At 55.4% G+C, this 12011-nt stretch carries 10 protein-coding genes; 6 read left to right on the top strand and 4 right to left on the bottom strand.

Annotated features, from left to right (window positions below; all coding sequences use genetic code 11):
- Window positions 1-198 precede the first annotated feature (198 nt).
- The 3 genes from H627_RS18600 to H627_RS0114440 all read right to left on the bottom strand — a co-directional run bounded on the left by H627_RS18600 (window position 199) and on the right by H627_RS0114440 (window position 2789).
- On the bottom strand, window positions 199-975 hold the full coding sequence (locus H627_RS18600; RefSeq protein ID WP_081674950.1) for a metal ABC transporter permease: 777 nt from the start codon (window positions 973-975) through the stop codon (window positions 199-201).
- Window positions 972-1739 carry a metal ABC transporter ATP-binding protein gene (locus H627_RS0114445; RefSeq protein ID WP_081674949.1) on the bottom strand — a complete coding sequence of 256 codons (768 nt, stop codon included), beginning with the start codon at window positions 1737-1739 and terminating at the stop codon, window positions 972-974. Before H627_RS0114445 ends, H627_RS18600 begins: the two co-directional genes overlap by 4 nt.
- A 135-nt stretch (window positions 1740-1874) precedes the next feature.
- Window positions 1875-2789 (bottom strand): ArsR/SmtB family transcription factor, encoded by a 915-nt coding sequence (locus H627_RS0114440; protein WP_027829495.1) that lies wholly within the window; start codon window positions 2787-2789, stop codon window positions 1875-1877.
- Window positions 2790-2936: 147 nt separating this feature from the next.
- Between H627_RS0114440 and arfA the strand changes: the two genes are divergently transcribed.
- The 3 genes from arfA to H627_RS0114425 are packed head-to-tail and all read left to right on the top strand — an operon-like array spanning window position 2937 to window position 7376.
- Window positions 2937-4430: an arabinosylfuranosidase ArfA gene (arfA, locus tag H627_RS0114435; RefSeq protein WP_027829494.1), complete on the top strand. Its 1494-nt coding sequence runs from the start codon at window positions 2937-2939 to the stop codon at window positions 4428-4430.
- 12 nt (window positions 4431-4442) lie between these two features.
- A complete protein-coding gene (locus H627_RS0114430) occupies window positions 4443-6437 on the top strand; it encodes a beta-galactosidase (protein ID WP_035441242.1) in 1995 nt (664 codons plus the stop codon).
- Complete coding sequence (locus H627_RS0114425; RefSeq protein WP_027829492.1) at window positions 6438-7376, top strand: glycoside hydrolase family 43 protein; 939 nt, start codon at window positions 6438-6440, stop codon at window positions 7374-7376. It abuts the gene before it with no gap.
- Here H627_RS0114425 and H627_RS0114420 read toward each other — a convergent pair.
- Window positions 7357-7908 carry a TetR/AcrR family transcriptional regulator gene (locus tag H627_RS0114420; protein ID WP_027829491.1) on the bottom strand — a complete coding sequence of 184 codons (552 nt, stop codon included), beginning with the start codon at window positions 7906-7908 and terminating at the stop codon, window positions 7357-7359. The genes H627_RS0114425 and H627_RS0114420 overlap by 20 nt on opposite strands.
- Before the next feature lie 144 nt (window positions 7909-8052).
- On the opposite strand from H627_RS0114420, the gene H627_RS0114415 reads away from it, so the two are divergent.
- The 3 genes from H627_RS0114415 (at window position 8053) to H627_RS18595 (ending at window position 11786) form a co-directional block, all read left to right on the top strand.
- Window positions 8053-8754 (top strand): ABC transporter ATP-binding protein, encoded by a 702-nt coding sequence (locus H627_RS0114415; RefSeq protein ID WP_027829490.1) that lies wholly within the window; start codon window positions 8053-8055, stop codon window positions 8752-8754.
- 4 nt (window positions 8755-8758) lie between these two features.
- Window positions 8759-11311 (top strand): ABC transporter permease, encoded by a 2553-nt coding sequence (locus H627_RS0114410; protein ID WP_027829489.1) that lies wholly within the window; start codon window positions 8759-8761, stop codon window positions 11309-11311.
- Window positions 11312-11474: 163 nt separating this feature from the next.
- A complete protein-coding gene (locus tag H627_RS18595) occupies window positions 11475-11786 on the top strand; it encodes a hypothetical protein (RefSeq protein WP_051225465.1) in 312 nt (103 codons plus the stop codon).
- The last annotated feature ends 225 nt before the right edge of the window (window positions 11787-12011 follow it).

The following is a 12011-nucleotide window of genomic DNA, read 5'->3' as shown; positions in this document are numbered from 1 at the left end:
GTGCAATATCGCGAATGGAATATTCATGGGAGTGCCAAAGCGCATCAATTATTCCGCGCTCGCCCTCTGTGAGTTGAGTGTACGAGCCGAGACTGTTAGACTGATTGTGGGTCATGAAGGTCACCTTTCTTGGTAGTTTAGTCGCTTCAAGGATAGGTCTTCATGGCCTATTTTGTTAAATCAACCCGGTCGATTGGTCTAACTCAATCGGTGTTGCACTTCAATTTTAAATCCGGCAATATTAAAGGAATAACCAAGAACCAGGCCCACTAGCGAGACAGTCCCGCCAATGGCCGCGGCGGCCCAGATCATGGTGTGCAGCTGGTTGACGAACATGTACGCCGTGGCGGCCGGGGTGATGAGCAGGGCGACGATCAGGATCGTGCCCACGCTTTGCATCGAGACGACCGCCACTAAGGTGAGCATGATCATCAGGAGATAATGGTAGACGGCCACGTTCATTCCCCAGGCTTGAGCGGCCGCCGGATCAAATGAGGTCAGCAGCAATTGTTTATAAAAGAGCAGGATCACCACGAGCACGATCAGCGAAATGATGATCGTCAGCACCATATCGCTGTCCTGCACGGCCAGTACATTGCCAAAGAGAATATGAAATAAATTGGTGGTCGTGTGCACCAGGCCAATGAGGATGACCCCCAAGGCCAGAAAGGTGCTGAAAGTGATGCCGATGGCGGTGTCGCTCTTGATAACACTGTGCTGCTGGATCGTCGTAATTAACAAGGCTGCAAAAATGCCAAAGGCAATGGCCCCTAAGACCGGATGAATACCAATAAGAAAGGAGACGGCGACGCCGGGCAGGACAGAGTGGGAGATGGCGTCCCCCATCAGCGACATGCCGCGCAGGATGATGAAACTGCCCAGGACGCCGGCGACGATACCGATGGTTACCGAGGTAAACAGGGCATTTTGCAAGAAATGAAAGGACTGCAAATCGGTCCAAAAATGGCTGATCACTGCCTATCGCCTCCCACATCCGCTAGGCCGTACGCTTGGCGCAGCGCGTCATCGGTGAACGCGGTGGCGGTGGGGCCAGCCGCGATGACCCGCCGGTTGATTAATGCAACATTGTCAAAGTACGCCGGGACGGTCTTGAGATCATGGTGCACCATCAGGATCGTTTCGCCGTTGTGCGCCAAAGTACGCAATAGGGCCATCATCACCTGTTCGCTGTGCGCATCGATCCCGGCAAAGGGTTCATCCAAGATGATCAGTCGCGCGTGCTGGACCAGGCAGCGCGCCAGGAAGACCCGTTGCAGCTGACCGCCGGATAATTGGCCGATTTGCCGCTGCTGGAAATCCAGCATGTCCACTTCGGCTAGGGCGCTGCGGGCGGCGCGGCGTTCCCTTTCTCTTGGCCGCTGCAACAGGGCGAGGCGGGGATACGTACCTAATAAGACACACCCCAGCACGGTGATGGGAAAAGTCAGATCGATCCGGCTGGTCTGGGCGACATACGCGATGTCTTTGGCGACTGCCGCGAGGGGGATATCATCCAAGTATCCCTGCCCTTGATGGGGAATCATGTTCAGAACGGCCCGCAGCAAGGTGGATTTGCCGGCCCCGTTTGGTCCGATGAGGCCATTAATACTGCCGGCAGGAAAGGCAAAGGTGGCATCATCAAGGACGCGCTGACCGGCCTGATAGGCAACTGAGACATGGGCAACTGAAAAAATAAAATCACTCCTCTCCACAACTAGTTCATATAGCCTAATTAACATACTAGGCAAGCCTAATATACTACTTGGGAATTTATTTTGCATGTATGCCGATGCATATGTAAGGACTTTGTCCTCAGAAAAAAGTCGCCTGAACCACCGTGAAAACGGTGATACAGACGACTTCGCGCGTCAGACTTAAGGTGCCGGTGTGTAGGAAAAATTAAATTCAATATTCTGATCGTAGTTGCCAAACCCCTTGCCATACAGGGTACAGCCCCCAGCGTGGTCGGCGTCCTTGGGCGCCGCCACCCGGAAGGTCCACAGCGGCGCGGTGAGCAGCCGCAGCTTGGCGAAAGTGTTGTAGCTGGTGGCGTGGCCGTTGATCCAGCAGCCCATGTCGGTGATCCGCAGATTCACCTGGGTGCCGTACTGATTGACGCCGGAGGAATACCAGTCGGGGTTGTACTTGCCCCGTTTATCAATGAAGTCGCCGGGACTGGTCCACTGCCCCAGGGATGTGCCATTGAGGGAGAAGGTCAGGTCTGACGGCCAGTTGTTGTTGCCGCCGGGGAATTCGGATCCCAGTTCCATGGAAATGTCCACGATCTTCAAGTGCTGGCCGTCCTTCAACGGATTCATGATCGTGTATTCCACGTACCCGCTGGTGAACCAGATCAGGGAGGCGCTGAAGCGCTCGGGGTCCATGAAGAATTTTGGATCGTCGAATTCGCCGATAATATGGGTAGTGGAGACCAGGCCGCAGGGCGGAGTGACCTTGAAGTTAGTGTATTGACCGATGGGCAGCGAAGAATGATACGTGCCATAGGGGACGATGGCTTTTTTCGGGAAGGCCACCTCCAAGGATTCCACGATCAAGGTACAGCGTTTCTGCAAACCGGCCTTGCCGGGGATCCGCTCGGTCTTGATCAGGCCGGCATTTTCTAACACATCCACATGTTTCGCCACCACCGGGTTGCTTAAATGCAAGGTGGCGGCCATTTCTTTCACGTTGGCCGGCTTCTCGGCCAGCAGCTGAATGATCGCCACCCGGGTCTTGCTGCCAAGGGCGGCGAACAGCGGCACCGCTTCCTGTGAGACATCTACTTTCATGATTGATTGACTCCCTTATTATCGTCATTAGTACATTGGATAATTAATATGTGCAATATTATCCGCCTACCTGTTTACTTAACCTATTGGCTACGATACCATAGCTCTGTAAGCGATTCAACTAATATATTTTGAGGAGTGTTTCACGTGAAAAGTAGCATCACTTTAGATAAATACGCGCCCGTCGGCCAGATCGATGAACGCATCTACGGCTCCTTCATCGAGCACCTGGGCCGGGCGGTGTATACCGGCATTTACCAGCCGGGCCATCCCAGTGCCGACGAAAACGGCTTCCGCCAAGACGTTATCGATCTGATCAACCAGCTGAATGTGCCGATCATCCGCTACCCCGGGGGGAACTTTGTCTCTGGGTTTAACTGGGAAGACAGTATTGGCCCAAAGGATGCGCGGCCCCGCCGGCTCGATCTGGCCTGGCAGACGAGCGAAACGAATCAGTTCGGCCTGCATGAATTCATGCAGTGGCTGGATAAAGTTCACGCCGCGCCGATGATGGCGGTGAACCTGGGGACGCGGGGGATCGATGCGGCCCGCAACTTGATTGAATACACGAACTTCCCCAAGGGCAGCTATTATAGTGACATGCGCCGTAAAAATGGCGCTGAAGCACCCTTTAACATTAAGACCTGGTGCCTGGGCAACGAAATGGACGGCCCGTGGCAGATCGGCCACAAGGACGCCGTGGCTTACGGCAAGCTGGCCGACGAAACGGCCCACGCGATGCGCATCGTGGACGACACGATTGAAACCGTGGCCTGCGGCAGTTCGGCACTGACCATGCCGACGTTTGGGTCCTGGGAATCCACCGTATTGGATATTGCCTACGATCAGGTAGATTACCTGTCGCTGCATCGGTACTACGGCAACCAAGACAATGATACGCCGAATTTCCTGGCCCAATCGCTGGACTTGGACGACTTCATCAGCGGCGTCGTGGCCATCTGTGATGCCATCAAGGCCCGCAAGCACAGCAAGAAAACAATCAACCTGTCGCTGGACGAATGGAACGTGTGGTACCACTCCAACGACCATGACGCCCAGGATGCCAAGTGGCAGGAACACCCCCATAAGTTGGAGGATATTTACAACTTCGAAGACGCGCTGCTGGTCGGGTCCATGCTGATCACGATGCTGCACCACGCGGACCGGTTGAAGATGGCCTGCTTGGCGCAATTGGTGAACGTCATTGCCCCAATCATGACGGATGAAAACGGCGGGGCATGGGCCCAATCGATTTTCTATCCCTTCATGCAAGTATCGACTCTGGGCAAGGGTACGGTGCTGACGCCGATCGTCAAGAGCGAGACTTACGGCACGAAGGAGTTTGCTGCGGTACCGTATGTGGACGGCGTCGCTGTTTTGAACGATGCCGGCGATACGGCGACGGTATTTGCCGTCAATAAGTCGTTGGATACGCCCCAGGAATTCACCATCGCCGCCGGCGACTTCCAGTTCGACCAGGTGACGCTGAGCAGTCAGTTCGCGGGGTACGGCTTAAAGGAAACCAACGAAGACGGCCATATGCGCTTGGCGGATAACACCAGTTATTACCTGGCGGATGATGGCGTCCACGTGACCCTGGCGCCGGCGTCTTGGAATGTGTTCCAAATCAAAGTGCAGTAGAAGGAGTTTATCATGCAACCCAATATTCAGTTCGGGGTGGATTACTACCCTGAACACTGGCCCCAGAGCCGGTGGGAAACAGACTTTGCCATGATGCAGGACATGGGGATCGATGTGGTCCGGCTGGGCGAGTTTTCATGGTTCAAATTGGAACCGGCGGATGGTCAATTCGATTTTGGCTGGCTGGATGACGTGCTGGCCTTGGCGGCTAAACACGATATTCACGCAGTCCTCGGTACGCCCACGGCCGCGCCGCCGGCCTGGCTGATCGCCCAGCATCCGGACATTCAGCCGGTGGACCGGGAAGGCCGGACCCGGTATTTCGGCGGGCGGCATCATGATTGCCAGTCCAATCCGATTTATCGGGACTATATCGCCCGCTTTGTCCGCACTTATGCCCAGCACTTTGGCAAAAATCCCACAGTGATTGGCTGGCAGGTGGACAATGAACTGGGCAATAGTCATGGAGGCCTGTGCTACTGCAAATATTGCCAGCGGCATTTCCAGAAATGGCTGCGGGAAAAGTATCAGACGATTGAGAATCTGAATGACAATTGGGGCACGGCTTTTTGGAGTCAGGGCTACCAAGACTTCAGTCAGATTCAGGCGCCCAAGATCACCGTGACGGGTGAGAACCCCAGCGAAATGCTGGACTGGAAAGAATGCCATTCAGGCCTGATCAACGAATTCCATGCCTATCAGGCTAAAATCATTCGCCAGTATTCGCCGGACCGCTTCATCACCCACAATATGATGGGCTTTTCCCCCGTTGTTTCCTATTATAATCTCGGTCGGCAGTTGGACTTCGCCAGTCATGACCAGTATCCCAGCGGCCATTTTCTGGCGGATCAAAACAGCTTCCGGGGTGATCGCTGCGCGGCGGAATTGGATTTCATCCGCGGCGTGAAGCAGCAGAGTTTCTGGATCATGGAGCAGCAGACGACGATCACCGGTTGGGAAGTCATGGGCCGCCTGCCCAAACCCGGTCAGATCCCGCTGTGGTCAATGCAGTCGGTGGCCCATGGCGCCGACGCCATCGTGTACTTCCGCTGGCGGTCGTCCGCGCTGGGTACGGAACAATATTGGCACGGTATTTTGCCCCATTCCGGTATTCCGGGGCGGGCTTACCGGGAGATTCGCCATTTCATGCGCCAAACCAAGCCGCTGCTGAAAGAAATCAACGGGACGGTGCCCCGGGCCAAAGTGGGGATCGTGTTCTCCTATCCCCAGGACTACGCCATTGACATTCAGCCCCAGCATCCGGACATGACTTATGTGGATACGCTGATGACGTATTACAAGGCGCTGTACCGGCGCAATGTCGCCGTGGACTTCATCCAGGATACCGCTGATTTCAGCCAATACGAGCTGGTCATTGCGCCCTTGCAGTACCTGATGACGCCGACCTTGGCCGACCGCTATGCAGCGTACGTCCAAGCCGGCGGGCAGCTGGTGCTGACGATGCGTACCGGGGTCAAAGAAGCAAATAACCTGTGCATGACCGATGCCGCGCTGCCGGGCGAGACGCTCGGCCAGGTGTTGGGCCTGACCGTGCCGGAATACGACTGCCTGCGGGATGCGGCCGTGGTCATTGATTGGGCCGGGCAGCAATACACCGGCACTCACTGGGCGGATTTGATCGCACCGACTACGGCGGAGCCGTTGGCGATATATGGATCGGAATTTTATGCCGGCACTCCGGCGATCACCAAGAATCAATACGGCCAAGGCACGGCCTACTACGTGGGTACCGAATTGACCGACGCCCTGGCGGACCGCTTGGTGGCGGGGTTGTCCACTGTTGCGGCCGAGACCATCGCGACGCCGGCGGAGGTGGAAATCGTCCACCGGGACGCGGCGGCGAAGCGGTACTATTTTGTCCTGAATCATACCGGGGAACAGCAGAATATCACGATTCCGGTTGGCTGGCAGGCGTATTTCTCGGATCAGGATTCTGGGCACTTGGCTCCTTACAGTTATCAAGTATTTACGGAGGAAACTAATTAGATGACCGCTACCAATTACTTATTTGTGCATTTCCGTGAGACCTTGCCGGATGCGCTCGGTGAGCAGTGTTATTTCGGCTTGAGCCGGGACGGCTACCACTGGGCAGAGACCAACGGCGGGCAGCCGATTTTGACCAGTCAGGTGGGCGAAAAGGGCGTGCGCGACTTTATCATTGTGCGTACTCAGGACAATAAGTTCCACATCATCGCCACGGATCTGAGCCTGGCAAATAATTTCAAGACCAAATACCATAATTCGTGGGCAGAAATCAATCGCCACGGCAGCAAGTACTTCGTGGTCTGGGATTCCGACGATTTGGTCCACTGGAGTGATTCCCGGATGATCGAACTGGGCAACGAACACTTCGGCTGCCTGTGGGCGCCAGATGTGATCTGGGATGCGGAACATCAGGATTATGTGCTGCACTGGTCTTCTTCGGTGGATTATAACGACTGGGGCAACCAGGTGATTTATTTTGCCCGCACCACCGATTTTGTCCACTTCACCCAACCAGAGATTCTCTATGCTAAGGACGATGCCAGCATTATTGACTCTGCAATGTACGAAAAAGACGGCAAGTATTATCTCTTCGTGAAGAGTGCAAATAATCCGACGACGATCATTGAACTGTGGTCGGGGTCGGCGACCGGGCCTTGGACGCGGGTGCCCGGCTTTGACCAGGCCATGAGTCCGTTGGAAAAAGGCCAGTATGAAGCACCCACGGCCTTTGAACAGCCGGACGGGACCTGGTGTCTGTTCTTAGATTATTACGGTCCGCAGCATGCCCAGGGCTATGTGCCGTTTGTCGCCCGGGATATTGCCACCGGTGAATTCAAGATGGCGACCGCTGAGTTTTCGTTCCCGTATGGCTTCAAGCATGGGACGATTTTGAAGATCACGCCCGCTGAATACGATCGAATCAAGCAGGCGTTTGCCTGATCGCATTCTGAATCACTTGGGCAATGGCCATGGGGGACTCGTTGGCGCCGCTGGCCAGCCACTTGGTGATCACCCGGACCGCGCCGCTGAAGAAGAACTCGTAGTAGTAGGCGAGCAGGGCTGGGTCGCTTTCGTGAAAAACCTGCTGATAGTGCTGTAATGTCTGGGCCCGGACGGGGGTCAGCACCGCCTGCAGCAGGGGGCTGTCATGAATATTGCGGATGATGATCAGCGTCGCTGTTTCCTGGGATTGGATCACTTCCAGAATGGGCGGCAGCCACTGGTCAATATTGGCGGTACCCGTGTGGATCAACGGCTGCACTTCTTTGACCAAGTCCCGTTCAATATCGGCGAATAATTCCGCTGGACTGGCGTAATGCAGGTAGAAAGTCCCCCGGTTCACGTCAGCCTCTTGGCACAATTCGGTAACGGTGATCGCTGCCAACGAGTTATGTTCCAACAATCGAATCAAAGCGTCTTTTAATTGCCGTCGGGTGTATTGCGCCCGGCGGTTATTTTTGATGCCTGGCATGCTAGTTCCTCCCCATGAATTGAACAAGAATGGCGGATGTGTTGAATTGATAACACATTGCTTTCAGTTGTGCTTGTCTCTTGGGTCTGAGTATTGCATACTGTCATTGAATAGACAAGGTGTTCAATTAATGGAGGGGTACGCATGGCCTATATTGACGTGAAACATGAATCGAAACGATACCAAATGGGCGAAACGGTCATCAAGGCCAACGACGACATTTCTTTCTCCGTGGATCAGGGCAAACTCACGGTGATCCTCGGACCCAGCGGCGCTGGCAAATCGACGCTGCTGAATATTCTTGGGGGGATGGATTCCCCCAGCGGCGGTGAGATCATCGTCGACGGGACGGATATTGCCAAATTTAATGAAAAGCAATTAACGACATACCGGCGCAACGACGTAGGCTTCGTTTTTCAGTTTTATAATCTGATCCCGAACTTGACGACGGTGGAAAATGTCGAGCTGGCCACGGCAATCGTGCCGGATGCGCTGGACCCGACAGCGGTGTTGCGGGAAGTCGGGCTGGCGGCCCGGCTGGATAACTTTCCCTCCCAGCTATCCGGCGGCGAGCAGCAGCGGGTGGCGATCGCCCGGGCATTGGCGAAGAACCCGAAGCTGCTGTTGTGCGACGAACCCACTGGGGCGCTGGATTATGAGACTGGGAAACAGGTCTTATCGTTATTGCAGGACGCCAGTCGCCAAGACGGCAAGACGGTGATGATCATTACCCATAATTCGGCGATTGCCAAGATGGCCGACCGGGTGATCCGGATCAATGATGCCCGGGTGCGGTCGGTGGTCGATAACGATCAGCCGACGCCGGTCAGCGAGATCGTGTGGTGATTGCATGACACCCATGGCGAAGTATATGTGGCGCAATATCCGGGATTCTTTGGGCCGGTTTATTGCGATTATTTTGATCATCCTGCTGGGGGCGCTGATTTTTGTCGGCGTCAAAGCGACCGGGCCGGCCTTGAATGCGTCGCTGAACGCCACGGTCAAGCAGGACCGGTTGAGCGATGTGCAGCTGATGTCGACGACGGGCTTCACTAGCAAAGACGTTGCGACGGCGGAGAAAGCCGCCGGCGCCCAAGCGGAAGCCGTGAAGTTCAAGTACGTCAGCGGCAGTAAAGGCCAAGTTGTGGCCTTGTATGGCTACCAACCCGGCCAGCAGTTGAACCAATTTTCGTTGCAGAGCGGCCGCAAGCCGGTGAAACCCAACGAAATCGTGCTGGACCAGCGGGCCAAGCGGACGTTCGGCTACAAGCTGGGCCAAACCTACACGTTTCCAGCAGACGCCAAACTGACCCGGCGGACATTCAAGATCGTCGGCTTTGCGGATTCCCCGCTGTACATTGATAACGCCCAGCGGGGGTCGGCCAACGTCGGCGACGGGGCCGTGCGTTATTTTGCTTATATCCCGGCCAGCCAAATGAAGATGAGCGTTTCTTCCCTACTGAACGTGCGCTTCAAGAGTTTGCAAACGGCCGATACAGTCACGGATCATTATGCAGATTTGGTGCGGGCGAAGGAGAAAAAGCTGAAGGCAGTCTTCAAGCCCCGGGCAGCGGCCCGGAACCAGGAGCTGCTGGCACCGACGCTGAAAAAACTGGATGCCCAGCAGGCCCAATTGGACGCGGCCAAAAGACTAGCGGGCAATACGCCCCAGATTGCTGCCCAACAGGCGGCACTGACTGCTGGCCGGAAGAAAGCCGTCGCGGCGGTGAAGACCAGTTACACCTGGCAGGTGCGCAACGATCTGCCGGGCTTCTCGGCTTACGGCGACAGTTCCGACCGGATCGCGGCCATCGCCAATGTCTTCCCGGTGTTCTTCTTTCTGGTGGCGGCGTTGATCACCTTCACCACGGTCACGCGGATGGTGGAAGAAGCCCGGGGCCAAATTGGCGCGTTCAAAGCGCTGGGCTATGGCAAATGGCGGATCGCCGTCAATTACTTGAACTACGCCTTGATTGGCGGCGTTGTCGGGACAATTCTAGGTTCGGTCATCGGTAATTGGTCAATTCCGCGGATCGTTATCGCCTTATATAAGAATGAATACTTGCCGCTCCAGCCGGTGGTGCCCATCGGCTGGGACTCGGCGGCGTTAGCGGGGATTTTCTCCCTATTGGCCACAGTCGGGGCGGCGGCCATCGTGGTGCGGGAACAGCTGGCGGAGAAGCCGGCGGCCTTGATGCTGCCCCGGGCACCGAAGTCGGCGAAGCGGATCCTGCTGGAGCGGATCACGCCGTTGTGGCGGCGGTTCAATTTCAATCAGAAAGTCAGCTACCGCAACTTGTTCCGCTATAAGTCCCGAATGTGGATGACGATCATCGGGATCGCCGGCGGCACGGCGCTGATTTTGACGGGATTTGGCATCAAAAATTCCATCGAGGCCAGCGGCGGCCGGCAGTACAGCGAAATCGTCAAGTATCAAGCGGTGGTCCGGCTGGCCGATGACGCCCAGCCGACCGCGGCCCGCCGGGTGCTAGCGGCGGATGACCATTACCGCAGCAGTCTGGCGGTGACTGCCGATGTGGCCGATCTCACCGCCCATGGCCAGCGCCAGGACGACGTGACGGTCTTTGCCACGGATCAGCCGGCAGCCTTGCGCCGCTATATTGGGCTGCATGCGCAAAAAGGTGGGCAGGCGATTACGCTGCCGGCCAGCGGGGTGGTGCTGACGCAGAAAACCGCTAAGCAATTAGGCGTCGCGGTGGGCGACAGCATTCGGATGAAGACCACCGCCGGCCACACGGGTCGGGCCCGGGTGGCGGCGATCGCCACGAATTATGTGGGCAATACACTGTACCTTTCTAACAGCGCTTATGAAAAAATGCTTAACGTTAAGCCGACCGCGAATTCTCTGCTGGTGCGGCTGAAAGCACAGACGGCCAGTCAGCGCAACACGCTGGCCCGGCGCTTGCTGAAGAGCGGCGATGCCCTGGGGACGAGTTATACCGTGGACCAGCAGAAGACCGTGAGCAGCATGGGCAAGATGCTGAACCCCGTGGTGATGATCTTTATTCTGCTCTCCGGCGTGCTGTCCTTCGTGGTGCTGTACAACCTGACCAACATCAACGTCGCCGAACGGATCCGCGAGCTGTCGACGGTCAAGGTGCTGGGGTTCTATGACCAGGAGGTGACGATGTACATTAGTCGGGAGAATATCATCCTCACCGGCGCGGGGATTCTGTTCGGTTACGCCGGCGGCAACCTGCTCACGGCGTACATTTTGCACCAAGCCGAGACGCCCCAGATCGTTTTTCCGTTGCATATCAGTTTGTTCGGGTATGTGGTGGCCACGGCGTTGATGATTGGGTTCACTGGGATCGTCATGTTCATTACCCACCAGCGGTTGAAGCGGGTGGACATGGTGGAAGCGTTGAAGTCGAATGATTAAGTCGTGTGTTGTTGGCCGGATTCCTGGTGAGGGGGTCCGGCTTTTCGTTTGGCCGGGGGCGGGGTAAAATGGTAGCACGCAGTGTCGAATTCGTCTGGATATTTTGCGTAATGTAGTGTTGATCGGCAGCATAAGCGGACAACGCTACAGGACGAAATTACGGATGACAGTCGATATTAATGAACAGCAGTTTTATCAACTACAGCAGATGCTCAAGACGCTGGAGACAAACAAGATTACTTTGGCTGAGTTTGGCGAACAGAAACGTTACCTAATTTTTGGTATTTTCCAGCCGCAAGAACGATTCAACACGATTATGAATCGCACCGGCCATAAGCAGAAAAGGAAACTGACGCTAATTATGGAATCACGTGCCAGCGGGGAAATGTATCGTTATGATGTTGTGGGTACGACACATTACGGAATTCCAACCCCACACTTGCATATCTATGTTAACGCCGGCGGTAAAATGTAGGAAATTGCCGATTAAGAAATGTCGGATTTCCTGCATTTTTTAGTACACTTAAACGCATACTGAATTTGGAGGAATCCCATATGCGTTTAGATGTTGAGCACTGCGTCCACCAGCACCTGATGAATAAAATTAAACCTAACTTTGCCGAGATTGCCCGGCGATTCGATACCGACCCACGAACGGTCAAACGATACTACGAACAAAGCCTCAACCCAGCTGCCAAGC

Source organism: Schleiferilactobacillus harbinensis DSM 16991 (genome assembly GCF_000425885.1).
Classification (GTDB): Bacteria; Bacillota; Bacilli; order Lactobacillales; family Lactobacillaceae; genus Schleiferilactobacillus; species Schleiferilactobacillus harbinensis.
Note: the sequence above shows the minus strand (reverse complement) of the source record. Positions and strands in the feature narration are given on the sequence as shown.

What these genes read in the sequence shown, in the direction of transcription:
- H627_RS18595 (WP_051225465.1), top strand. Translation starts at nt 11,475, where the DNA reads ATGACAGTCGATATTAATGAACAGCAGTTTTATCAACTACAGCAGATG.
- H627_RS0114415 (WP_027829490.1), top strand. Translation starts at nt 8,053, where the DNA reads ATGGCCTATATTGACGTGAAACATGAATCGAAACGATACCAAATGGGC.
- H627_RS0114420 (WP_027829491.1), bottom strand. Translation starts at nt 7,908, where the DNA reads ATGCCAGGCATCAAAAATAACCGCCGGGCGCAATACACCCGACGGCAA.
- H627_RS0114430 (WP_035441242.1), top strand. Translation starts at nt 4,443, where the DNA reads ATGCAACCCAATATTCAGTTCGGGGTGGATTACTACCCTGAACACTGG.
- H627_RS0114445 (WP_081674949.1), bottom strand. Translation starts at nt 1,739, where the DNA reads ATGTTAATTAGGCTATATGAACTAGTTGTGGAGAGGAGTGATTTTATT.
- H627_RS0114410 (WP_027829489.1), top strand. Translation starts at nt 8,759, where the DNA reads ATGACACCCATGGCGAAGTATATGTGGCGCAATATCCGGGATTCTTTG.
- H627_RS0114425 (WP_027829492.1), top strand. Translation starts at nt 6,438, where the DNA reads ATGACCGCTACCAATTACTTATTTGTGCATTTCCGTGAGACCTTGCCG.
- H627_RS0114440 (WP_027829495.1), bottom strand. Translation starts at nt 2,789, where the DNA reads ATGAAAGTAGATGTCTCACAGGAAGCGGTGCCGCTGTTCGCCGCCCTT.